Origin of the sequence: Ancylobacter aquaticus (genome assembly GCF_004339465.1) — a bacterium.
Classification (GTDB): Bacteria; Pseudomonadota; Alphaproteobacteria; order Rhizobiales; family Xanthobacteraceae; genus Ancylobacter; species Ancylobacter aquaticus.
The window spans coordinates 821,896-845,503 of sequence record NZ_SMFY01000002.1 but is presented as its reverse complement, the minus strand read 5'-3'; the positions used below and the strand labels follow the sequence as shown (position 1 = coordinate 845,503).

The 23,608-nt window shown below is 66.2% G+C and carries 20 protein-coding genes and 1 tRNA gene; 10 read left to right on the top strand and 11 right to left on the bottom strand.

From position 1 onward, the window contains the following. Window positions 1-5: 5 nt before the first annotated feature. Entirely contained in the window at window positions 6-746 is a 741-nt protein-coding gene (locus EV667_RS13505) for an SDR family NAD(P)-dependent oxidoreductase (protein ID WP_131835837.1), read from the bottom strand. After that, window positions 740-1,498, bottom strand: a complete 759-nt coding sequence (locus tag EV667_RS13500; RefSeq protein ID WP_131835836.1) for an SDR family NAD(P)-dependent oxidoreductase — start codon at window positions 1,496-1,498, stop codon at window positions 740-742. The genes EV667_RS13505 and EV667_RS13500 overlap by 7 nt, the downstream gene beginning before the upstream one ends. A gap of 305 nt (window positions 1,499-1,803) precedes the next feature. Between EV667_RS13500 and EV667_RS13495 the strand changes: the two genes are divergently transcribed. Further along, the gene (locus EV667_RS13495) at window positions 1,804-2,727 is read left to right on the top strand and encodes a LysR family transcriptional regulator (protein WP_131835835.1); all 924 of its coding nucleotides are present in this window, start codon (window positions 1,804-1,806) and stop codon (window positions 2,725-2,727) included. On the opposite strand, the gene EV667_RS13490 is transcribed toward EV667_RS13495, so the two are convergent. The 5 genes from EV667_RS13490 to EV667_RS13470 all read right to left on the bottom strand — a co-directional run bounded on the left by EV667_RS13490 (window position 2,724) and on the right by EV667_RS13470 (window position 8,097). Beyond that, complete coding sequence (locus EV667_RS13490; RefSeq protein ID WP_131835834.1) at window positions 2,724-3,800, bottom strand: serine/threonine protein kinase; 1,077 nt, start codon at window positions 3,798-3,800, stop codon at window positions 2,724-2,726. The genes EV667_RS13495 and EV667_RS13490 overlap by 4 nt on opposite strands. After that, window positions 3,797-5,230 carry a methylenetetrahydrofolate--tRNA-(uracil(54)-C(5))-methyltransferase (FADH(2)-oxidizing) TrmFO gene (gene trmFO, locus EV667_RS13485; RefSeq protein ID WP_131835833.1) on the bottom strand — a complete coding sequence of 478 codons (1,434 nt, stop codon included), beginning with the start codon at window positions 5,228-5,230 and terminating at the stop codon, window positions 3,797-3,799. The genes EV667_RS13490 and trmFO overlap by 4 nt, the downstream gene beginning before the upstream one ends. Window positions 5,231-5,356: 126 nt before the next feature. Then, on the bottom strand, window positions 5,357-5,518 hold the full coding sequence (locus EV667_RS13480; protein ID WP_131835832.1) for a DUF1127 domain-containing protein: 162 nt from the start codon (window positions 5,516-5,518) through the stop codon (window positions 5,357-5,359). A gap of 205 nt (window positions 5,519-5,723) precedes the next feature. After that, the gene (locus EV667_RS13475; protein WP_131835831.1) at window positions 5,724-7,016 is read right to left on the bottom strand and encodes an O-acetylhomoserine aminocarboxypropyltransferase; all 1,293 of its coding nucleotides are present in this window, start codon (window positions 7,014-7,016) and stop codon (window positions 5,724-5,726) included. A gap of 187 nt (window positions 7,017-7,203) precedes the next feature. Then, window positions 7,204-8,097, bottom strand: a complete 894-nt coding sequence (locus tag EV667_RS13470) for a LytTR family DNA-binding domain-containing protein (protein WP_131835830.1) — start codon at window positions 8,095-8,097, stop codon at window positions 7,204-7,206. A 157-nt stretch (window positions 8,098-8,254) separates the two neighbouring features. On the opposite strand from EV667_RS13470, the gene EV667_RS13465 reads away from it, so the two are divergent. Continuing rightward, window positions 8,255-9,097, top strand: a complete 843-nt coding sequence (locus EV667_RS13465) for a MipA/OmpV family protein (protein ID WP_131835829.1) — start codon at window positions 8,255-8,257, stop codon at window positions 9,095-9,097. Window positions 9,098-9,110: 13 nt separating this feature from the next. Here EV667_RS13465 and EV667_RS13460 read toward each other — a convergent pair whose 3' ends face one another. Continuing rightward, on the bottom strand, window positions 9,111-9,551 hold the full coding sequence (locus EV667_RS13460) for a CoA-binding protein (protein ID WP_131835828.1): 441 nt from the start codon (window positions 9,549-9,551) through the stop codon (window positions 9,111-9,113). Window positions 9,552-9,841: 290 nt separating this feature from the next. Here EV667_RS13460 and rplM point away from each other — a divergent pair, with 290 nt between their 5' ends. Beyond that, window positions 9,842-10,303 carry a 50S ribosomal protein L13 gene (gene rplM, locus EV667_RS13455; protein ID WP_131835827.1) on the top strand — a complete coding sequence of 154 codons (462 nt, stop codon included), beginning with the start codon at window positions 9,842-9,844 and terminating at the stop codon, window positions 10,301-10,303. A gap of 2 nt (window positions 10,304-10,305) precedes the next feature. Beyond that, window positions 10,306-10,782 carry a 30S ribosomal protein S9 gene (gene rpsI / locus EV667_RS13450; protein ID WP_131835826.1) on the top strand — a complete coding sequence of 159 codons (477 nt, stop codon included), beginning with the start codon at window positions 10,306-10,308 and terminating at the stop codon, window positions 10,780-10,782. A gap of 155 nt (window positions 10,783-10,937) precedes the next feature. Here the strand turns inward: rpsI and EV667_RS13445 are convergent, their stop codons facing one another. The 3 genes from EV667_RS13445 to EV667_RS13435 form a co-directional block, all read right to left on the bottom strand. Beyond that, complete coding sequence (locus tag EV667_RS13445) at window positions 10,938-12,548, bottom strand: autotransporter outer membrane beta-barrel domain-containing protein (protein WP_131835825.1); 1,611 nt, start codon at window positions 12,546-12,548, stop codon at window positions 10,938-10,940. Between the two features lie 161 nt (window positions 12,549-12,709). Then, window positions 12,710-14,119, bottom strand: coding sequence for a type I glutamate--ammonia ligase (gene glnA / locus EV667_RS13440; RefSeq protein WP_131835824.1), 1,410 nt, complete (start codon window positions 14,117-14,119; stop codon window positions 12,710-12,712). 132 nt (window positions 14,120-14,251) lie between these two features. Continuing rightward, complete coding sequence (locus EV667_RS13435; protein ID WP_018386933.1) at window positions 14,252-14,590, bottom strand: P-II family nitrogen regulator; 339 nt, start codon at window positions 14,588-14,590, stop codon at window positions 14,252-14,254. 351 nt (window positions 14,591-14,941) lie between these two features. On the opposite strand from EV667_RS13435, the gene EV667_RS13430 reads away from it, so the two are divergent. The 6 genes from EV667_RS13430 (at window position 14,942) to lon (ending at window position 23,287) form a co-directional block, all read left to right on the top strand. Next, complete coding sequence (locus EV667_RS13430) at window positions 14,942-16,441, top strand: NAD(P)H-hydrate dehydratase (protein WP_131835823.1); 1,500 nt, start codon at window positions 14,942-14,944, stop codon at window positions 16,439-16,441. A gap of 147 nt (window positions 16,442-16,588) precedes the next feature. Beyond that, window positions 16,589-16,673 (top strand) — tRNA-Leu (locus EV667_RS13425). A 133-nt stretch (window positions 16,674-16,806) separates the two neighbouring features. Next, on the top strand, window positions 16,807-18,162 hold the full coding sequence (gene tig / locus EV667_RS13420; protein ID WP_131836346.1) for a trigger factor: 1,356 nt from the start codon (window positions 16,807-16,809) through the stop codon (window positions 18,160-18,162). A gap of 152 nt (window positions 18,163-18,314) precedes the next feature. Next, window positions 18,315-18,947 (top strand): ATP-dependent Clp protease proteolytic subunit, encoded by a 633-nt coding sequence (locus EV667_RS13415; RefSeq protein WP_131835822.1) that lies wholly within the window; start codon window positions 18,315-18,317, stop codon window positions 18,945-18,947. Between the two features lie 377 nt (window positions 18,948-19,324). Next, entirely contained in the window at window positions 19,325-20,596 is a 1,272-nt protein-coding gene (gene clpX, locus EV667_RS13410) for an ATP-dependent Clp protease ATP-binding subunit ClpX (protein ID WP_131835821.1), read from the top strand. A 252-nt stretch (window positions 20,597-20,848) separates the two neighbouring features. After that, the gene (gene lon, locus EV667_RS13405; RefSeq protein ID WP_131835820.1) at window positions 20,849-23,287 is read left to right on the top strand and encodes an endopeptidase La; all 2,439 of its coding nucleotides are present in this window, start codon (window positions 20,849-20,851) and stop codon (window positions 23,285-23,287) included. Window positions 23,288-23,608 lie beyond the last annotated feature (321 nt).

Sequence of the window (23,608 nt, the reverse complement as noted above, 5' to 3'; positions counted from 1 at the left end):
GTCGCTCAGTGCATCGCAGCGCCGCCGTCGACGCTGAGGCACTGGCCGGTGATGAAGGTGGTAGAGCGGCTCGCCAGGAACAGCACGGCCTGCGCGACCTCTTCCGGGCGGCCGACGCGGCCGGACGGGTTGCCCGTCTCCAGCCGCTTCAACTCCTCGCTGAGATTGTCGAAATCGAGCAGCGGCGTATCCACCGGACCCGGCGCGATGGCGTTGACCAGAATGTCCGGCCCAAGCTCGCGCGCCCAGGAGCGGGTGAGAGCGAGGATGGCGCCCTTGGTGCCGGCATAGCCGGAGAAGCCTGCGCGGCCGAGATAGGCGAGTTCCGAAGCAATGTTGATGATGCGGCCGCGCACCGGACCCTCACCACTGAAGCGGGACAGCGCCTCGCGCGCCATCAGGATCGGCCCGCGCATATTCACCGCTGCCATGCGCTCAAAGGCGGCGATGTCGAAACTCGCCAGCGGCGTTTCCACGCAGATTCCGGCGCAATTGACGATGAGATCGAGGCCGCGCAGTTCCGCCTCTGCTGCCTCCATGCCGCCGATCACCGAGGCCTCATCCGCCACATTCACCAGAATGGTCGGCCAGCGGGTCTCGTCCGGGGGCGGGTGCAGGTCGAAGCCGACCACCCTGGCACCGGCGGCGCTGAGCGCGTTCGCGCTCGCCCGGCCAATGCCGCTCGCCGCGCCGGTGACGATGACGCGCATATCCTTGTGAGGGGCGTCCTTGTGCGGGGCTACCATGGAAATTCTCCTCGATCGACGCCCAGGCTCTGGCCGGTGATGTTGCCGGCAAGGTCGGAGGCGAGGAAGAGATACGTGCCCGCGACATCCTCGGGGTCCATGAAACCGGGCAGGATCTGCGCCGCGACGATTTCCTCCAGCAGCACCTCCGGCGCTATTCCCGTGCGGGCCGCCATGGCGTGGAGCGAGCGCAGCGAGGCTTCCGTTCGCACCCAGCCGGGGCAGACGGCATTCACCGTGATGCCGTGCGGGCCCAATTCCTTGGCCCAGGTCTTGGTGAGGCCGATCACCGCGTGCTTGGAGGCGACATAGGCGCCGAACAGCTTTTCGGCCCCGCGCGACCAGATGGAGGCGGTGTTGATGATGCGCCCGCCATGGGAGAGGCGCGGCAGCAAAGCGCGGGTGACGAGGAACGTGCCAACGACATTGATCTCCACCACCCGGCGGAAGATCGCTTCGTTCTCGACGCTTGCGTCGTCCAGCGGGGTGACGCGCTCCAGCCCGGCATTGTTCACCAGCACGTCGAGATGGGGAATGGCCTCGGCAACGGCGGCGACCTGTTCCGCAGAAGTGATGTCCGCGCGGTGGCCGCGCGCGCCGAGGCGTTCGGCTGCCTCGAAGATCGCCTCATCCTCTGCCAGCATGTGCAGTTCCGCCCCCGCCGTGGCGAAGGCGCGGGCGATGCCAAGCCCGATCCCTCGGCTGGCTCCCGTGACCAGCACGGTGCGGCCGGAAATGCCGTCAAGTGTCATGGGTGGGACCGGGAGACGAAGGGGAGGGGCACGGCAGGCTCCATGAGGACGTGCCATGCTCGCGCATCTTCACTTTCAGAGTAATCGGAATTAATGGAAGGAAGCATCGGCGAATATCAATGTGACCGAGAGAGCCGGGCGGTGCCCCCACCCGCCGTACTTCCGAACGGTTGGGCAGGAGCGATCCGGGATCGCGTGTCGCGTGCGAAGCGACGACGGAGGACGGTCCCGGCTCTTGCTGCGCTCGGCCGGGATGACGGGGACTTCGGCGGCTGGCGCGCCGCCCTGACGGAAGGGGAGCGTGCATGCGCCGTCTCGACAATATCGACCTGCGGCTGCTGCGGGTCTTCGTCGTGCTGGTGCAGGAAGGCGGCTTCCAGGACGCGCAGATCGCGCTGAACCTGTCGCAATCCACCCTCTCCACCCATCTGGCCGCGCTTGAGCGCAAGCTTGGCGGGCAATTGTGCGAGCGGGGACGGGCGGGGTTCCGGCTGACGCCTTTCGGCGAATCGACGCTCGCCGCCGCCAAGCAGCTGTTTGAAGATATCGACGCCTTCCATGGCCGGATCGGCCGCGACCAGCAGCGCCTCGTCGGACGGCTGCGTGTCGGCATCGTCGATGGCGTCGTCACAAACCCGAAACTGGGCCTGCAGACGGCGCTGTCGCGCTACATGGCCTATGCGTCGGAAGTGTTCGTAGATCTGGAACTCGGAACGCCGCTGGTGCTGGAACGGGCTCTGATGGACGGGGCGCGCGACCTCGTCGTCGGGCCGTTCTCGCAGAAGGTGCCGGGCATCACCTATGTCCCGCTGAACCGGGAGGCACAGGCGCTCTATTGCGGGCGGGAGCACGCGCTGTTCGCCGTCCCCGGGGCCGACATCACCCATGCCCGGATCGAGGAGGCGCTGTTCTCGGTGCGGCGCTATCGGCACCTCGACGATCTCTACCGGGTCAACCATCCGCGCGCGAGCGGCGCCATCGTGCAGATGGAGGCGCAGGTGATGATGATCCTGTCTGGGCGCTTCATCGGCTATCTCCCGCGCCATATCGGCGAGGACTGGGTGGGGCGCGGCCAGATGCGGGTGCTGAAGCCGGAAGCCTATGGCTTCGAGACCACCCATTTCGCCGCCACCCGGCGACTGAAGGGCGAGCAGCCACTGGTCGACGCCTTCGTGCGCGAACTGAAGGCGCAGGCGCAGGGCCATGCGGGCGCCGCCGAGCCGGATTAGATGCCGCCGCGCACCCGGTCGCTGAGGTTGCGGCGGTCGCGGACGATCACGCTCAGCGCTTTATCCTCCTGTGGCCCGCGCGGCAGTTGCGAGAGCTGGTCGAGCTGGTTGAGCGCGACAAGGCGCAGCAGGTCGTCGCGCACGGTGCCGGCCGCGTCGCGCGGCAAAGCGGGGACAATCTGCAGGTGCTCGGGCGGCAGGATATCCGCCAGCCGGGCGGTGAGATGGGCGCGCAACGCGTCCTCGCTCACGCCCTCCTCGGCCTCGACAAAGGCGTAGAGCCCAAAACTGTGGCCGGCGGTGGGGAAGTCGCAGATGTGCACGGCAAGCACGCCGCCGACCTCGGCTAGCGCGCTTGCGATGCGTGGGCCTTGTTCCATGGCGCGCGGGCCGCGCCCTTCCGTGTCGTGATAATTCAGCAGGCGCCGGGTGACGAAATTGTAGACCTTCTTGCCGGTCTTCATCCACACCCGGGTGAAAAGGCTCTTGCGGGCCAGTATCTTCTTTTCCCGCGCGGTCAGCGCCTCCGGGCAGTAGCTGCGCTTCTGCTTGAGGAAGTGGCGGATGTCCTCATAGGCCGCGACGCGGAACGCCTTGCTGCGGTGGGAAAACACCATGGCCAGCTGGAAATCCATCAGCACCGCACGCCCGTCCGCCGCATAGAGCCAGTTTTGCGGCTTGGCGAGATCGTTATGGGCGATGTTGCGCCGGTGTACTTCGCGCAGGCCCTTGCGGGCGGAGGCGAAATAGGCGAGGTCGCCGCGCGGCTTAGCGATCTGCAGCGGGATGCCGTCGACGAAGCCGCGCACGAGGTGGCCTTCCTCCAGCGCATAGACCGGCACGGTGTGGCCGCTGCCCTCGGCGCGGATCAGCGCGCGCGCCTCGCGGCCGGCGAAATGGCGGGCGAGGGGTTTCACCCACCATTTCACCCCGGCATAATTGCGTCGCACCGCCGGAAAGACGTTGCCGGCGGCATCGCGCCAGAGGCCGCGTTCGATGGTGGAGAAGGTGTCGCGCTTGAGCACGGTGTCGAGCTCGAACACGCCGCCTTTGGCGGGGATGTTGAGGCTCACGCGGCGGCCTCGCTCGGCTCGTCGGCATGGGTTTTCGCCCATGCGTCCAGATCGGCGAGGGCGCGGGCGGCCAGCACCTGCTTCTTAGCCACTGTCTTCTGCGAGCCGCGCAGGCGGTTGCCCTCGGTGTCGCGGGTGGGATTGGCGTCGAGCGGCGGGAACAGGCCGAAATTGACGTTCATCGGCTGGAAGGAGCGGGGTCCCGCCTCCACCGTCTCGATATGGCCGCCGGTGATGTGGTTGAGCAGGGCGCCATGGGCGGTGGTCGGTGGGGGCAAGGCGGGCTCCTGCCGGCGCTGCTCGGCGGCCGCGAACAGGCCGGCCATCAGGCCCATGGCGGAGCTTTCCACATAGCCCTCGCAGCCGGTGATCTGGCCGGCGAAGCGCAGGCGCGGCTCGGCTTTCAGGCGGAGGGTGTGATCGAGCACGCGCGGCGAATTGAGATAGGTGTTGCGGTGGAGGCCGCCGAGCCGGGCGAACTCGGCCTTCTCCAGCCCCGGAATCATGCGGAACAGGCGTACCTGATCGCCGTGGCGGGTCTTGGTCTGGAAGCCGACCATATTGTAGAGCGTGCCCAGCGCGTTGTCCTGGCGCAGCTGGACCACGGCATAGGCCTTCACGGTCGGGTTGTGGGCGTTGGTCAACCCCATCGGCTTCATCGGGCCGTGGCGCAGCGTCTCCGGGCCACGCGTGGCCATCACCTCGACCGGGAGGCAGCCGTCGAAATAGGGCGTGTTGGCCTCGAATTCGCGGAACGGGACGGTGTCGGAGGCGGCCAGCGCGGCGACGAAGGCGTCGTACTGCTCCTTGTCCATCGGGCAATTGATGTAGTCGGCGCCGGTGCCGCCGGGGCCCACCTTGTCATAGCGCGACTGGAACCAGCAGACGTCCATGTCGATGGAATCGAAATGGACGATGGGGGCGATAGCGTCGAAGAAGGCGAGCGCCTGCTCGTCCGCACGGGCGCGGATCGCCTCAGCGAGGGACGGGGAGGTGAGGGGGCCGGTGGCAATGATGACCGATTCCCACTCCTCCGGGGGCAGCCCCTCAACCTCGCCGCGCTCCACCGTGATCAGCGGATGGCCGGCGATGGCGGCGGTGACGGCCTGCGCGAAGCCCTCGCGGTCCACCGCCAGCGCGCCGCCGGCCGGGATCTGGTGGCTGTCGGCGCAAGACATGATGAGCGAGCCGAGCCGGCGCATCTCAGCGTGCAGCACGCCAACCGCGTTGTTCTGCGCGTCGTCGGAACGGAAGGAGTTGGAACAGACCAGCTCGGCGAGGCTGTCGGTCTTGTGCGCGTCAGTGCCGCGCGTCGGGCGCATTTCGTGCAGCACCACCGGGATGCCGCGCCGGGCGAGCTGCCAAGCGGCTTCGCATCCGGCGAGGCCGCCGCCGACAATGTGGACCGGGCGCTTTTCGGTGATGCTCATATTCTGCCGCTGCTCAACAAACCCGCGCGCGGCTTAGCACGGAACGGGGGCAAAAAAGAACGGCCCCGGAAATTTCCGGGGCCGTTCTTGCAGAGCCATGCGTCGGACGCGAGGTCCGCTCGCTCATCACGCCGCAGCGGCGGCGCGACGGGCAACGCTGGTGATTTCGCCGCGCGTGACGTTGATGTCAGCGAGCGTGCGATCGTCGAGCTGGGAAAGCTCGATAAGAGTGCGGCGATACGCCTGGTAACGGCGGATCTGCTTGGCAACGAGGCCCCAAAGCAGCATGTCAGTCTCCATCGGTTTTCGGTTAATCGGATCGCGGCCTCCGGGCATTCCCGGCAGCTGCACGTCCGTTAATCATTCCGATGCCTAGATATTCGACATCCTGCTCGTTTGGTAGGAAATATACCGCATCCCAGCCCTGCGGGCCGCGCATGACACGCTCATAATTCGTTCACGATCCGCAAGATTGTCCGCAATGCGGGCGGAATCAGGCGCGCGCCAGCGCCTGATCCAGATCGGCGATGATGTCGGCGGCGTCCTCGATGCCCACCGACAACCGCACCACGTCGGGCCCCGCACCGGCGAGCACCTTCTGGTCGTCGGCAAGCTGGCGATGGGTGGTGGAAGCGGGGTGGATGATGAGAGAGCGGGTGTCGCCGATATTGGCGAGGTGCGAGAACAGCTTCACCCCCGACACCAGCGCCACGCCGGCCTCGAAGCCGCCCTTGAGCCCGAAGGTGAACACCGCCCCCGCGCCCTTCGGCGTGTACTGCTGGGCGAGGTTGTAATAGCGGTCGCCCGGCAGGCCGGGATAGCTGACCCAGGAGACCTTGGGGTGGTCGGCGAGATGCTTGGCCACCGCCAACGCGTTGTCGCAATGGCGCTGGATGCGCAGCGGCAGGGTTTCGATGCCGGTGAGGAGGAGGAACGCGTTGAACGGCGAAAGCGCCGGGCCGAGATCGCGCAGGCCGAGCACGCGGGCGGCGATGGCGAAGGCGAAATTGCCGAAGGCCTCGCCGATGACGATGCCCTCATATTCCGGGCGCGGCTGCGACAGGAAAGGATAGCGCCCCTCGCGCATCCAGTCGAACGAGCCGCCATCGACGATCAACCCGCCGATGGAATTGCCGTGGCCGCCGAGAAACTTGGTGGCTGAATGGATGATGATGTCGGCGCCGTGCTCAAAGGGGCGGATGAGGTAGGGCGTCGCCAGCGTGTTGTCGACTATGAGCGGCACGCCGGCGCGCTTGGCGATCTTGGCGATGGCGGTGATGTCGGTGACGATGCCGCCGGGATTGGCGATCGACTCGATGAAGATGGCCTTGGTGCGCGGCGAGATGGCGCGCTCGAAAGAGGCGACGTCGTCCGAATCCGCCCAGACGACGTTCCAGCCGAAGCTCTTGAAGGCGTGGTTGAACTGGTTGATCGACCCGCCATAGAGCTTGCGCGCGGCGATGAACTCGTCACCCGGGGTCAGCAGCGTCTGGAAGGTGAGCAGTTGCGCGGCATGGCCGGACGCGACGGCCAGCGCGGCGGTGCCGCCTTCCAGCGCTGCGACGCGCTCTTCCAGCACCGCGTTGGTCGGGTTGCCGATGCGGGTATAGATGTTGCCGAACGCCTTTAGCCCGAACAGCGAGGCCGCGTGGTCGACATCGTCGAACACGAAGGACGTCGTCTGGTAGATCGGCGTGGCGCGCGCCTTGGTGGTCGGGTCGGGCGCGGCGCCGGCATGGACGGCGACGGTGGCAAAGCCGGGGGCGGGAGTGGGGGCGTCGGTCATTGGCGTTCTCCTGTCGACGGGCCGGCGATCCGCGCGTGCGGCGCTGGACGCCGCGGGCGTCTTGCCCGGCAGTGTCGCGCCTCGGCTAAAAAACGCAACAGGATTGGATAAAGATTCAAACAGCGAAATATGGCTGTTGATATCCGGCGCGTTAGCGAGCGCCATCAGCCGCCGGCAGGCTGGACGATCAGGTCATGCGCCGAGGGGAAGGCGGCTCGCCCGCGGTCGCCGGGCCGAAGGCGACTTCGACCTCCCGCGCATAGCGCTGCGACACCGGCACGCGCAGCCCGTTGCCCAGCCGCAGCCGGCCCGTGCGTCCTTGTTTCTCGAAACCCTCCACCGCGTCGTCCGACACCCACCAGGAGCGGTGGACCTGCCGCCCCGGGGTGGCGCCAGTCTGGGCGATGGCGTCGCTCAGGCGCAGCAGCGCCAGCGCGGAGCCCTTGGCGGTGTGGATGCGGACATAGTGGTCCTCCATCTGCAGGCAGAGCAGGGGACCGCGCAGGGCGGGAGGCAGCCGGGCGAGCAGTTCGGCGGAGGGCAGGGCGGTGACCGGCCGGGCAATGGCTGGTGCCGTCGGGACCGAAGCCGGCGGCTGTGCCACTTCAGGCGCGGCCAGTGCGGGGGCGTAGCGCGCCGCGCCCGGACGGGAGAGCCCGATGGCCTTCCACAGCAGCGTCACCAGCGCGCCGATGAGAAGCACCCTGATATAGAGTTTGGACACTTCCCACGGGCTGACCTGCCAGCCCTGCATCGTGCTGGCGGCAAGGCCGGCTATCCCGATCATCGGCACCGCCGACAAGGCCAGCATCACCGTCGACCGTGCCGCCGGAGACAGTGCCTCGAGAGTGCGGATGCGATGCGCCCGGGCCTGCGTCACCGCCAGCACCAGGAACCACGAGGGCAGCAGCCAGCCCCAGAACACGATTCGCTCGAGGAAACTGCCATCGGTGGTGTCGAACGGCGCCATCCAGGCGAAAGCCGGGCTGAGCGCGAGGGCGAAGCTGACCTCCGGCGCCCGCGCCCGCAGCCAGCGCGCCAGCGGTCCTTTCGCCAGACGTCCGTTCGCGAAATCGCGCATGTTCAGCCTTCCCGTGCGTGCTGCACTGCACATTAGCGAAGAGTTTGACGCAATTACGAAGCGGCGCTGGCCCCGGCAGTCCAGGGCGCGGGATGGGTGGCCGGCCCCGGAACGTTTCCGCGGGACATTCCCCCCCCCGGCCATACAGAGACCGCGCATGCGTATCCGACACCTTGCCCGCCTTGGCCTGCCGCTGGCCTGTTCCGCTCTTCTGCTTCCTCCCGCCCTCGCCGGTCATCTGGCCGGGCCGGCGGCCACCCTCGACGGCGGCGCCGCGACGGCCTCCGCCGCCGATGGCTGGGCTTTCGTCGCCGGCACGCTGGCGGACTGGAATGTCGTGCTGGGCGGCGGCGTGATGATGGCGCCGAAATATGAGGGATCGGACGAGTTCGATTTCCAGCCCGTTCCGTTCATCACCGCCAGCTTCGGCGAGCATGTGACGGTCGACCCGCGCGGCGTGTCGGTGAACCTCCACAGCCTGGGCGACCTCACCCTGAGTGGGCAGCTTGGCTATGACACCGGCCGTGAGCAGAGCGATTCGGACCATCTCCGGGGGCTTGGCGACATCGACATGGGTGGCGTGGTCGGCGCGACGCTTACCTATGAGAGAGGCGCGGCTGAAATCTACGCCTCGATCGAGCGGATCATCGGCGGGAGCGACGGCACGCAGGCGACGCTCGGCTTCAAGCTCGCCCACGATGCCGGGCAGTTCCGCTTCTCCGCCGGCGTTTCGACCACCTGGGCCGACGAGGACTACATGCAGGCCTATTTCGGCGTGACGGCGGCGCAGTCCGCCCTGTCGGGCCTGTCGCGCTACGACATCGGCGCCGGCTTCAAGCGCGTCGACATCGAACTGGTGGCGACCTATGCGGTCACCGAGCACTGGCTGGTGCGTGGCGAGGTCGGCCTCGGCTATCTCCTCGGCGATGCCGCCGACAGCCCCGTGGTGCAGGAGGCCTTCCAGCCCTCGGTGATGCTGCTGGTCGGCTATCGGTTCTGAGCTGCGGGCATGCTCACGCCGGCCGGGCGAGGCGGAGCCGGGGGATTTCGATGGCCGGGCAGCGGTTCATGATGACCGCGATACCGCCTGCCTCGGCGCGCGCCGCCGCCGCATCGTCGCGCACGCCGAGCTGGCCCCAGATGAGCTTGGGCCGGGGCGAGAGGGCGAGCGCCTCCCCGACCACCGATTCGAGATGCTCCGGGGCGCGGAAGACGTCGACCATGTCGATCGGCTCGGGCACGTCGGCCAGATGCGCGTAGGTCGGCAAGCCGGCAATGGCGCGCCCGGCCTGGCCGGGATTGATGGCGAACACCTTGTAGCCGCGCTGAGCGAGATAGAGGGCGACGCCATGGCTGGGGCGCTCGGGCTTCGGGCTGGCGCCGACCACGGCGATGGTCCGCACGCCGCCGAGCCAGTCGGCGAGGAAGGCGTCGTCATAGTGATCGTGATTCATCGAAGGACCTGGGCTGGAGGCGGGCGCGTCCTGCATATGGGACGTGTCTGCCTGACGAGGCGAGCTTTTTCGCGCGAACGGGGCGGGGGAGCGGACGGGACGGTGGATCAGTGCCGGGGGAAGGTCGATTTCAAGGGGTTAGGCCGAGGTATTAAATTACCTAATTTGCAACCCATTGATCGGTAACGTGAATTCGGCGCATGTGGACATTGACCTCGCGCGTGGGCTCGTCTAGAAACCCGCCACGAGAGAGGTGCGGGCATTCCGCGCCCTTGCATATGGATTTTCCCATGAAGACGTTTTCGGCAAAACCCGCCGATATTCAGAAGAAATGGGTCGTGATCGACGCTTCCGGCCTCGTGGTCGGCCGTCTCGCGACCATCATCGCTACCCGCCTCAAGGGCAAGCACAAGCCGATCTACACCCCGCATGTCGATTGCGGCGACAATATCGTCGTCATCAATGCCGACAAGGTGGTGCTGACCGGCCGCAAGCGCGACGACAAGGTCTATTATCACCACACCGGCTTCCCCGGCGGCATCAAGGAGCGGACTGCTAAGTTCATCCTCGAAGGTCGTTTCCCCGAGCGCGTGGTCGAAAAGGCCGTGGAGCGCATGCTGGCGCGCGGCCCGCTTGGCCGCAAGCTGATGGGCAATCTGCGCGTTTACAAGGGCGCCACCCATCCGCATGAAGCCCAGCAGCCGGAGACGCTCGACGTCGCCGGGCTCAACCGCAAGAATGTGGGGATCTGATCATGGCTGAGCTCATCCAGTCGCTCGACGGGCTCGAAGCCCTCAAGTCCCAGGCCCCCGAGGCCCCCAAGCATGTCCAGAAGCTGGACCGCCAGGGCCGTGCCTATGCCACCGGCAAGCGCAAGAACGCGGTCGCCCGCGTCTGGGTCCGTCCCGGCACCGGCAAGATCCTGGTCAATGAGCGCGAGATCGAGGTGTATTTCGCCCGTCCTGTGCTGCGCCTCATCATCCAGCAGCCCTTCACCACGGCGGCCCGTACCGGCCAGTATGACGTGGTCTGCACCGTCTCCGGCGGCGGCCTCTCCGGCCAGGCCGGCGCGCTGCGCCATGGCATTTCGCGCGCGCTCACCTATTACGAGCCCGAGCTGCGCGCCCCGCTGAAGAAGGGCGGCTTCCTGACCCGCGATTCGCGCGTTGTCGAGCGTAAGAAGTACGGCAAGGCCAAGGCCCGCCGCAGCTTCCAGTTCTCGAAGCGCTGATCGGCGTCTCTACCAATACGAAAGGGCGGGTCCTTGGACCCGCCCTTTTTGTTTGCCTCTCGCTCTGTGTGCCGGGTGCTTCCGTGGCTGCCGTACGGCGCCAGCGGGCGGCGAAGTCGGCAATCGCCGCCCCGCCGCCTCCGCTTTGAAGAGGGTCAGAACGGCACGGTCAGCCGGGCGGTGCCGGTCCACACGCTGTAATCGGCGCCAATGCCGCCATATTCGCCGCCGAGCGACAGCGATCCGGCCGTGAGAACACGCATGCTGAAACCGCCCGTGACCCGTGCCGACCAGCCGTCGCCGATGCCGGTGTCGGGCACATCGGCCACCACTGCATCGTCCGAGGCAAAGCGCCAGTCGGCGTAAAGACCGAGATAGGGCATCACGCCCTCGACCCAGTGCGGCGCCGTCACCTTGCCGCCCAGCGCGACGCGCCCGGTGGAGAAATCGCGCGAATCGTGGAGACCTCCCAGCGTGTCGATATAGTTGCCCTGGCTTTCCCAGAGGGCGAACACATCGGCGGAGGGTTCGACGACATAGCCGCCGACATCAAAGGTGCCGTTGATCCCGGTGGAGAGCAGCCAGCGCGAGCCGTCGAAGCTGCCGGCCGCCAGCCCGGCGGAGGCGTCGTAGCTGAGCCCGGTCCAGCCGACCATGCCCTTCCAGCGCAGCGTCGGCGTGATCTGCCAGCCGGCATAGGTGCCGACCGTGGCGCCGTCGCCTTCCAGATTGCCGGTGAGCCAGGCGAAGTCATAGTTGAAATTCTCGTAACCGCCGAACACGCCAACCACCACGGTGGGGGCGAGGCGATAGGTGAGGCCGGCGGTGGCGTTGATCTGCGTGCCCTTCATCAGGTCGGAATCGGACTGCTGGAATCCGCTGCCGCGCACATCGACCCAGGCGCTCCAGTTCTGCTCGGCCATCGGCGTGGCGAACGAGAGCGACTTGTTGACGTTCGCATAGCTGAGGGCCGAGAAGGCCTCGTCGGTGGTTCCCGACACGCCGGAGCGGCCCTCGGCAGTGAACCGGGAGGCGACCGAAGATTGTGCCACCCACTTATAGCCGTCCGCCGTCCGTACCGGCACCTGACCCTTGGCAAGATATAAATCGTAAAGCTGCAGCGCCTCCTTGTAAAAGTAATTATAGACCTTCGCACTAGGGCCGCCGTTTTCCGGGCCTGCCCCATGAGAGGCCTTCCGGGCTACGTAATCAGCAAACTCCTCGCGGGTCATCGCCACGGCGGCCGGTGTCGAGGTGCCGGGTGCGCCCCCACCCAGCGTGGAATCGATGGCGGTGGACACCGAGGTGCTGATGGCGGCGCCCGACGTGTTGGCCACGACCGTCGAACCGATGGACTGGACGCTGGTCAGTTTCTTGCTGTCGGTGACGCCGCCGCTCCCACCGCCGCCGGCCGTGCAGCTCCACGAGAAATTCGAGCCTGCGTTGGACTGCGTGCCGCTGATGATGAACTCATCCGAGGTCGCCTCCGGCACGACATAGGTCTGCGATCCGACCGTGTCGAAGCTCAGGATCAGAGGATTGTGGGTCGTGGCGTCATAGAGGCCGAGCCTGTCGGAGCCGCCGACGGCGGTGACGGTCAGCTTGATCGTGTCGCCGGCCACGAACCCCGTGCCGGAGGTGCTGCCGGAGATCGAACCGCCGGAGAAGGTGCCGTTGAAAGCGGAGCAGCCGGCCGACGCGAGCGCGGCGCTGCTGGTCCCCAGCAGCAAGACGGACGCGAAGGCGCCCAACACGGTATGACGCATATAACCCCCCTGAGGTACCACAGGAAAGTCCTACACGATTCACGCGTGCGTGACAGAGCTGGATTAGGTTACCGCTGGATTTCCGCAGCAAATCGACGGGTGGGCCCACGAAAAAAGGGCGCCTCGCGGCGCCCCTTTCCGTTGGTCGAACGGCGTGCCGGTCAGACCGAATAGTACATCTCGAACTCGACCGGGTGCGGGGTCATTTCGAACCGCATCACCTCGACCATCTTCAGCTCGATATAGGCGTTGATGAAGTCGTCCTCGAACACGCCGCCCTTCTTGAGGAAGTCGCGATCCTTGTCGAGCGACGACAGCGCCTCGCGCAGCGAGCCGCAGACGGTCGGGATCTTCTTCAGCTCCTTCGGCGGCAGATCGTAAAGGTCCTTGTCCATGGCCGGACCGGGATCGATCTTGTTCAGGATGCCGTCGAGGCCGGCCATGAGCAGTGCCGCGAAAGCGAGGTAAGGGTTCGCGCCGGGGTCCGGGAAGCGGGTCTCGACGCGCTTCGCCTTCGGCGAGGTGGTGTAGGGGATGCGGCAGGAGGCCGAGCGGTTGCGCGCGGAATAAGCGAGCAGCACGGGAGCCTCATAGCCGGGAACCAGCCGCTTGTAGGAATTGGTCAGCGGGTTGGTGAAGGCATTCAGCGCCTTGGCGTGCTTGATGATGCCGCCGATGTACCACAGGCATTCCTGGCTGAGGTCGGCATATTTGTTGCCGGCGAACAGCGGCTTGCCTTCCTTCCAGATCGACTGGTGCACATGCATGCCCGAGCCGTTGTCGCCGAAGATCGGCTTCGGCATGAAGGTGGCCGTCTTGCCATAGACGTTGGCGACCTGGTGGATGCAGTACTTATAAATCTGCAGCTGGTCGGCCATCGTCACCAGCGTGTCGAACTTCAGCCCCAGCTCATGCTGGGCGGAGGCGACTTCGTGGTGGTGCTTCTCGACCTTGGCGCCCATGCGGGCCATGGCGGCGAGCATCTCGCCCCGCAGGTCCTGGCAGCTGTCCACCGGCGGCACCGGGAAATAGCCGCCCTTGGTGCGGACGCGGTGGCCGAGATTGCCGCCTTCATATTCGGTGCCGCCATTGGTCGGCAGTTCGACCGAATCGAGCTTGAAGCCGGTGTTGTAGGGGTCGGCCGTGAAGCGCACGTCGTCGAAGATGAAGAATTCGGCTTCGGGCCCGATATAGATGGTGTCGCCGATCCCGGTGGACTTCAGATAGGCTTCGGCCTTCTTGGCCATGCCACGCGGGTCGCGGCCATAGGGCTCGCCCGTGGTCGGCTCCAGCACGTCGCAGACCACGACCATGGTGGTCTCGGCGAAGAACGGGTCGATGCTGACGGAGTCGAGATCGGGCTGCAGGTGCATGTCCGATTCGTTGATCGCCTTCCAGCCGGCAATGGAGGACCCATCGAATGCCTGACCTTCGGCGAAGAAATCTTCGTCGACCATCGTGATATCGAAGGTCACGTGCTGCCACTTGCCGCGGGGATCGGTGAAGCGCAGGTCGACGTATTTAACGTCGTTGTCCTTTATTAGCTTCAGTACATCCTTGGCCGTCGTCATATTGTTCGTACCTCTTCTGATACTGCCGACTTTTGAGGGGCAGCTGGTCCCAAGCGGATGGTCAACGACGATACGCGCCGCACCCTGTCAGGATGCGGCGCGCTCATATGCGCGACCATACTACGCTGGCTCTCAGATGGCGTCGACGCCCGACTCGCCGGTACGAATGCGAATGGCCTCTTCGATGTTGGACACGAAGATCTTGCCGTCGCCGATGCGGCCGGTCTGGGCGGCGCGGCGGATGGCGTCGATAGCGGTTTCCACCGTCTCGTCGGCAACCACGATCTCGATCTTCACCTTGGGCAGGAAATCGACGACGTATTCCGCGCCACGATACAGTTCCGTATGCCCCTTCTGCCGGCCGAAGCCCTTGGCTTCCGTGACGGTGATGCCCTGCAGGCCGATTTCCTGCAACGCCTCCTTCACCTCGTCGAGCTTGAAGGGCTTAATGATGGCCTCAATCTTCTTCATCTGACCTCGTCTCCCTGACTCGTCGATCCGCGACGCCCGGCCGAGTCGGGTCGCGAAGAAGCAGAACCCATGCCAAGCATCCCAGTGTCGCCGGAAACCGTTAATAGCGCATCATCGCACGCCGCTACCGAGCGGGCCAAACAGCTTCATTTTTGATGGACGATGAAGTTGTAGGCATATTGCTTAAGGAATGGGCTATTTGAGGCGGACTTCGCCGCCGAGGGCTGCGTGGAAGTTGGGCATTTGCCCCCGTTTGCTGCGACGATGCCACGGCTCGCCGGGAGTCGCCGGTTTCAGCTAGGCTCTCGTGTCCGCCCGCCGCACCGCCAGACCGTGCAGGAGCAAGGCTTCATGGAGCTACTCACCCCCAGCGAGATGGCGCGCGCCGACGCCTTCACCATTGCCGCCGGCATGCCCGGTGCCGTGCTCATGGAAAGGGCGGGAGAGGCGGTCGCCCGCCTCGCCGCGCGGGTGACTTTGGCGGGTGGGCGCGTGCTGGTGCTGTGTGGGCCGGGCAACAATGGCGGCGACGGATTCGTCGCCGCACGGCTGCTGCGCGAGGCCGGCTACCGGGTGCGGCTCGCGCTGCTCGGGGACCGCGCGCAGTTGCGCGGCGATGCCGCACTCATGGCGGCGAAATGGACGGGGCCTGTCGAGCCGGCGGAAGGCGCGGCACTGGAGGCCGTCGATCTCATCATCGACGCGCTGTTCGGCGCCGGGCTGGCGCGCGATCTCGAGGGTCCGGCGCGGGCGCTGGTGGAGCGGGTGAATGCCGCCATAGCCGCCGCCGGCCTGCCGGTGCTGGCGGTCGACCTGCCCTCGGGCATTGACGGCGCCACCGGCGCCGTGCGCGGGGCGGCGGTGAAGGCGCGCTGGAGCGTCACCTTCTTCCGGCCCAAGCCCGGCCATGTGCTGCTGCCGGGCCGCCTGCATGCGGGCGAACTGAGCGTCGCCGACATCGGCATCCTGCCTGAGGCGCTCGACGAGATTCGTCCGCTGACCCACGAGAACGTGCCGGCGCTGTGGGCGGATCATTTCCCGGTGCCGGCGCCGCAGGGTCACAAATACAGTCGCGGTCATCTCGTCGCCGTCTCCGGACCGGCACAGGCGACGGGCGCGACGCGGCTGGCCGCCCGCGCCGCGCTGCGGGCCGGGGCGGGGCTGGTGACGGTGGCATGCCCGGCCGAGGCGCTGCCGATCCACGCGGCGAATCTCTCCGCCGTCATGGTGCGGCCGGTCGAGGACGCCGCCGGGCTGGCGCATGTGCTGGCCGATCAAAGGCTGACCACTGTGGTGCTCGGCCCCGGCCTCGGCGTGGGGCAGGGCGCGCGGGACCGGCTGGCGGCCTGCGGCGACCGGCGCCTGGTGCTCGACGCCGACCTTCTCACCTCGTTCATGGGTGGGGTGGACGCGCTGGCACATGCCATCGCCGCTGCGCCGGCCGCGGTCGCCACCCCGCACGACGGCGAGTTCGCGCGGATTTTCGAGGGCTGCCCGCAGGTGCTGGACGCCCCCTCGCGGCTGGAGCGGGCGCGCGCCGGCGCTTTGCGGCTGGGGGCGACGCTGCTGCTGAAGGGGCCGGACACGGTGGTCGCGAGCCCGGACGGCCGCGCCACTATTGCCGCCAACGCGCCACCCTGGCTCGCGACGGCAGGGGCGGGCGACGTGCTGGCGGGCATCGTCGGCGGGCTGCTGGCGCAGGGCATGCCGCCCTTCGAGGCCGCCTGCGCTGCCGTATGGCTGCACGGCGAGGCCGCGCAGGAGGCCGGGCCCGGCCTTGTCGCCGACGATCTGATCGACGCGCTGCGTCCGGTCTATCGCCGGCTGTTCGCGCTTCTGGGGGCCGTGTAGCGGGTGGGCGAGGGCGCGCATTTTGCGCTGGCGCAGCGTCATGACCGTGTTATAAGCCCGCACCCGGCTGGCGGTACCTTCTCGGGTGCGCGCCCATGCGTCCATGCGCGTCCTTCCCGGACGAGGTGGCGGGCGACAGGCGCGACCGCGGGCGTGGCGGAACTGGTAGACGCGCTGGATTTAGGTTCCAGTGGCGAGAGTCGTGGGGGTTCGAGTCCCTCCGCCCGCACCAGTGCCTTCCCTTGTCCGGTGCCGCCTTCCGACCCATTTGCACCGAGCGAGGCTCGCTCCGTTCACGCGGTGGGCCCGCACACAGACATTCGAGAGCTCGCGCAAGCGGCAAACAAGACGAAGGCCGATTGAAAATGCAGGTCACCGAACTCCTCGCCGAAGGTCTCAAGCGCGAATATCGCGTGGTGCTGCCGGCCGCCGAACTTGACGCCAAGGCCAATGCGCGCCTCAGCGAGCTCAAGGACAAGGTCCGCCTCAACGGCTTCCGCCCCGGCAAGGTGCCGGTCGCCCATCTCAAGCGCATGTACGGCAAGTCCGTGCTGGCCGAGGTGATCGACCAGGCGGTGAACGAGGCCAACACCAAGATCATCGAGGATAACGGCTTCAAGCTCGCGATGCAGCCCAAGGTCGAGCTGCCGCAGGACGAGGCGGCGGTCAACGAGGTGATCGAGGGCAAGGCCGACCTGTCCTACACCGTGAACCTCGAAGTGCTGCCGGCGATCGCGCTCGGCGACTTCAAGAGCATCACCCTCGACAAGCCGGTGCTGGCGGTGTCCGACGAGGAGGTCGAGGAGACCGTCAAGCGGATCGCCGAGGCCAACCGCCCCTACGCCGCCAAGCCCGACGGCATCGCCGAGAACGGCGACCGCGTCACCCTGTCCTTCGTCGGCTCGATCGACGGCGAGGCGTTCGAGGGCGGTTCGGGCGAGGACGTGCCGCTGGTGCTCGGCTCCAACAGCTTCATCCCCGGCTTCGAGGAACAGCTCGTCGGCATCAAGGAAGACGAGACCCGCACCGTCAACGTGACCTTCCCCGAGGCCTATCAGGCGGCGCATCTGGCCGGCAAGGAAGCCTCGTTCGAGGTGACGGCGAAGATGATCGAATCCCCGACCGAGATGGACATGGGCGACGAGTTCGCCAAGACGCTCGGCATGGACAGCCTTGAGGCGCTCAAGGAGCAGGTGAAGAGCCGCATCGCCCAGGAGCACAACGCGCAGAGCCGCAACAAGGCCAAGCGCCGCCTGCTCGACGCACTCGACGGGCTGCATCAGTTCGACGTGCCGCCGACGCTGGCCCAGCAGGAATTCGACGGCATCTGGGGCTCGGTGACGGCCGAGATGGAAACCCAGAAGAAGACCTTCGCCGATGAGGACACCACCGAGGAAGCCGCCCGCGCGGACTACCAGAAGATCGCCGAGCGCCGCGTGCGCCTTGGCCTGGTGCTTGCGGAAATCGGCGAGAAGAACAACATACAGGTTACGGACGACGAAGTGACCCGCGCCGTCGTCGAGCGTGCCCGCCAGTTTCCCGGGCAGGAGCAGCAGGTGTGGGAGTTCTACCGCAGCAACGCCCAGGCGCTGGCCAGCCTGCGGGCGCCCATCTTCGAGGAGAAGGTCGTCGACTACCTTCTCGAACTCGCCACGGTTAATGAGATCCCCGTCACCCGCGAGGAACTCTACGCCGACGACGAGGATGAAAAGGCGGCCTGAGGCCGACGGAACTCGCGGAGTCGTGCGCTGCGCGCGGCTCCGCCCACCGCGGCTTTCGCGCCGGCGGGCTGGTAGGGACGCGCTTTCCCTTTATTGTAGGGTGGTTGGATTCGCGGGCGGCGCCGGCGCGCCGTACCGCCGAGGATCGAAATATGCGTGACCCGATTGATACCCTCAATAACTACCTGGTCCCGATGGTGGTCGAACAGACCAACCGGGGCGAGCGTTCCTACGACATTTATTCCCGGCTCCTGAAAGAGCGCATCATTTTCCTGACCGGCCCGGTCGAGGACGGCATGGCGACCCTCATGGTCGCCCAGCTGCTGTTCCTCGAAGCGGAGAATCCGAAGAAGGAAATCTCGATGTACATCAACTCCCCGGGCGGGGTGGTGACATCGGGACTGGCGATCTACGACACGATGCAGTTCATCAAGCCTGCGGTGTCGACGCTGTGCATCGGCCAGGCGGCCTCGATGGGCTCGCTGCTGCTGACGGCCGGCGAGAAGGACATGCGTTTCGCCCTGCCCAACGCGCGAATCATGGTGCACCAGCCCTCGGGCGGCTTCCAGGGCCAGGTGACGGACATCATGCTGCACGCGAAAGAGATCATGAGCCTCAAGCAGCGGCTCAACGAGATCTACGTGAAGCACACCGGCCAGGACATCAAGGCGGTTGAGGACGCGCTGGAGCGCGACAACTTCATGACCGCCGACGTCGCCAAGTCCTTTGGCCTTATCGACAAAGTGATCGACAAGCGTCCCGAAGAGGCCCCGGCGAAGCCCTGACGGGCGTTTGCGCCGTGTTTCCGAAGCCGTGTCGGCTTCCTATATTGAGACTGGGGCCCGCGCCGAGATGAAGCGCGGGCTTGCATGCTTCGCGGTATCGCGCTTGCATGACTTCAGAATGAAGTGTCGCCCGGAGGTGTGACGGGGGTACGACGGGACCAGCGCCCCATCCGCGAAATCGGGGATGGTTCGATTGCCCGCTTGATCGTGTCGCTGCTAGCGTGCTTGGCTGTGCCATCGAACAAGGACCCTTAAGTCGCTTCCTTTTGACGGCGTTTTCGAGCCGTCGCGTTTCTCCCCTCTTGGAGGCCCGCGGCGGCCGCGGGACTGGGGCGGTTCCGGGCAATGCCTGGACCGCCGAGCGGACGGAGAGACGCATGAGCAAGGTTGGCGGCGGCGACAGCAAGAATACTCTTTACTGCTCGTTCTGCGGCAAGAGCCAGCACGAGGTCCGCAAACTCATTGCGGGACCGACCGTGTTCATCTGCGATGAATGCGTCGAGCTGTGCATGGACATCATCCGCGAGGAGAACAAATCCTCGCTGGTGAAGTCGCGCGACGGCATCCCGACCCCGAAGGAAATCTGCAAGGTCCTTGACGATTATGTGATCGGCCAGTTCCATGCCAAGCGCGTCCTCTCGGTGGCGGTGCACAATCACTACAAGCGCCTGAACCACGCGACCAAGCACGCCGGCGATGTCGAGCTGGCCAAGTCCAACATCATGCTGATTGGGCCGACCGGCTCGGGCAAGACGCTGCTTGCGCAGACGCTCGCCCGCATCCTCGACGTGCCCTTCACCATGGCGGACGCGACCACGCTGACCGAAGCGGGCTATGTCGGCGAGGATGTCGAGAACATCATCCTCAAGCTGCTGCAGTCGGCCGACTACAATGTCGAGCGGGCGCAGCGGGGCATCGTCTATATCGACGAGATCGACAAGATCAGCCGCAAGTCCGACAACCCGTCCATCACCCGCGACGTCTCGGGCGAGGGCGTGCAGCAGGCGCTGCTGAAGATCATGGAAGGCACCGTCGCCTCCGTGCCGCCGCAGGGCGGGCGCAAGCATCCCCAGCAGGAATTCCTGCAGGTGGACACGACCAACATCCTGTTCATCTGCGGCGGCGCCTTCGCCGGCCTCGACAAGATCATCTCCTCCCGCGGCAAGGGCACGTCGATCGGCTTCGGCGCGGTCGTCCACGCGCCCGAGGACCGCAAGCCGGGCGAGGTGTTCCGCGAGGTCGAGCCGGAAGATCTGCTGAAGTACGGGCTCATCCCCGAATTCATCGGCCGCCTTCCCGTCATCGCCACGCTGGGCGATCTCGACGAGGCAGCGCTGAAGAAGATCCTCTCCGAACCGAAGAACGCGCTGGTGAAGCAGTATCAGCGCCTGTTCGAGATGGAGAATGTCGAGCTGACCATCCACGAGGAAGCGCTGGGCGCCATCGCCCGCAAGGCTATCGAGCGCAAGACCGGCGCGCGTGGCCTGCGCTCGATCATGGAGGGCATCCTGCTCGACACGATGTTCGACCTGCCGGGCCTGGAAGGGGTCGAGGAGGTCGTCATCAGCAAAGAGGTCGTCGAGCAGAACGCCCGTCCGCTCTACATCTATGCGGACCGCGCAGCTGGCGATGCGGGCGCGAGTGCCTGAGGAACCGGCGGTGGGCACGGCCGGGCAGCCATGCCCGGCCAGCGGCGCGGCCCGCTCCCTTGACGGGGGGCGGGGGCATCGCCATCTGAGCCCCAACCCCCGGTCCTCGACCGCATCGACGTGCCCAGCGCGCCTCACGCAGCCCCCGCACAGAGATCAACGTTCGCGTTCCGGCCGCATTGCGGCACGGTTCCGCCCGACGACGCCTGTCGTCCGGGCACGTCGCCTGCCGCCAACAGAAAGGAAAGAGCCATGACGAGCCCCAAGCCTCGCACCGCGCTCACCCCGGGAGTCGCGCAGACCTTCCCGGTCCTGCCGCTGCGGGACATCGTCGTGTTCCCGCACATGATCGTGCCCCTGTTCGTCGGCCGTGAGAAATCCATCCGCGCCCTCGAAGAGGTGATGCGCAACGACACCTTCATCCTGCTGGCGACGCAGGAGAACGCCTCCGACGACGACCCGGAGACCTCGTCCATCTACAAGATCGGCACGCTCGCCTCGGTGCTGCAGCTGCTCAAGCTGCCGGACGGAACGGTGAAGGTGCTGGTCGAAGGCATTTCGCGCGCCAAGGTCAACCACTACACCGACCGCGCCGACCTCTATGAGGCCGAGGCGGAAGCGCTGGAGGAAGAGCTTGGCGCCAAGGTCGAGGCCGAGGCGCTCGGTCGCTCGGTGTTGGCCGAATTCGACAGCTATGTGAAGCTGAATAAGAAGGTTTCGCCGGAAGTCGTCGGTGTCGTCACCCAGATCGAGGAGCACTCGAAGCTGGCGGACACGGTGGCCTCGCATCTCGCGGTCAAGATCCCCGAGAAGCAGGCGGTGCTGGAAATCCTCAAGGTCACGACCCGCCTTGAGAAGGTGCTCTCGCTGATGGAGAGCGAAATCTCGGTCCTTCAGGTCGAGAAGCGCATCCGCACGCGCGTCAAGCGCCAGATGGAGAAGACCCAGCGCGAGTACTATCTCAACGAGCAGATGAAGGCGATCCAGAAGGAACTGGGCGACGGCGAGGACGGCCGTGACGAAATGGCCGAACTGGAAGAGCGCATCAAGACCGTCAAGCTCTCCAAGGAAGCCCGCGAGAAGGCCACGCACGAGCTGAAGAAGCTGCGCCAGATGTCCCCCATGTCGGCGGAAGCCACCGTGGTGCGCAACTATCTCGACTGGATGCTGTCGATCCCGTGGAGCAACCGCAGCAAGGTCAAGAAGGACCTGCCCTTCGCCCAGAACGTGCTCGACACCGATCATTTCGGCCTCGACAAGGTCAAGGACCGCATCGTCGAATATCTCGCCGTGCAGAGCCGGCAGAACAAGCTGACCGGCCCGATCCTGTGCCTGGTTGGCCCGCCCGGCGTCGGCAAGACCTCGCTCGCCAAGTCCATCGCAAAGGCGACGGGCCGCGAATATGTGCGTGTGGCGCTTGGCGGCGTGCGGGACGAGGCGGAGATCCGCGGCCATCGCCGGACCTATATCGGCTCCATGCCCGGCAAGATCATCCAGTCGATGCGCAAGGCCAAGAAGTCCAACCCGCTGTTCCTGCTGGACGAGATCGACAAAATGGGCGCCGATTTCCGCGGCGACCCGTCCTCTGCCCTGCTCGAGGTTCTCGACCCCGAGCAGAACCACACCTTTGCCGATCACTATCTGGAGGTCGACTATGACCTCTCCAGCGTGATGTTCGTCACCACGGCCAACACGCTGAACATCCCGCCGGCCCTGTTGGACCGGATGGAGGTGATCCGCATCGCCGGTTACACCGAGGACGAGAAGTTCGAGATCGCCCGTCGCCACCTCATTCCGCAGACGCTGACCAAGCATGGTCTGCAGCCCAAGGAATGGTCGATCGACGACGAAGCGCTGCTGACGCTGGTGCGCCGCTATACGCGGGAAGCGGGCGTGCGCAACCTTGAGCGCGAGATTTCCAACCTCGCCCGCAAGGCGGTGAAGGACCTGATGCTGACCAAGAAGAAGTCGGTCAAGATCACGGTCCAGCAGCTGGAGGACTATCTCGGGGCACCGAAGTACCGTTACGGCGAGGCCGAGACCGAGGACCAGGTCGGCGTGGTGACGGGCCTTGCCTGGACCGAGGTGGGCGGCGAGATCCTGACGATCGAAGGCGTGATGATGCCCGGCAAGGGCAAGATGACCGTTACCGGCAACCTGCGCGACGTCATGAAGGAATCGATTTCGGCAGCGGCCTCTTATGTCCGCTCGCGCGCTCTCGATTTCGGCATCGAGCCGCCGCTGTTCGACCGTCGCGACATCCATGTCCATGTTCCCGAGGGGGCGACCCCGAAGGACGGCCCGTCGGCCGGCGTCGCCATGGCGACGGTGCTGACCTCGGTGCTGACCGGCATCCCGATCCGCCGTGACATCGCCATGACCGGCGAGGTCACATTGCGCGGCCGGGTGCTGCCGATCGGTGGCCTCAAGGAGAAGCTGCTGGCGGCCCTGCGGGCCGGCATCAAGAAGGTGCTGATCCCCGAGGAGAACGCCAAGGATCTGGCGGAAATCCCGGACAATGTGAAGAACGCGCTGGAGATCGTGCCGGTGTCGCGGATGGACGAGGTGCTGCAGCATGCGCTCATCCGCCAGCCCGAGGCGATCGTCTGGGAAGAGAAGGTGCTGGCGCCGACCACCGAGGTCGAGCCGGTGATCGCCCGCGATGAAATCGGCGGCCTCGCCGCTCACTGAACGGGCGTTTCAGAACGGAGCGCGATCCGCTCGGATTGAGTGGGTCGGCGCATACGGAAACAGAAACGGCGGTGCCCGGCAGGCGCCGCCGTTTTTGCGTACCGGGCGTGTGGCGGCAGGCCGCCACCGTGGGCCTTTCTTGGCCAATGCTGGCAAACTATGGCGACATAAAAACGCTCCGGCCGATGAGCCGCAGAGCCCTTTCCTGCTTATCCTGTACTTTCATCCGGTCGGAAAAGCCTCCCGCCCGGTCCGCCGCCCGGCGCGGGTGGAGAATGGGTCGCATCCGCCTAAATTGCGGGCGTGCTCGATTGTCACAAA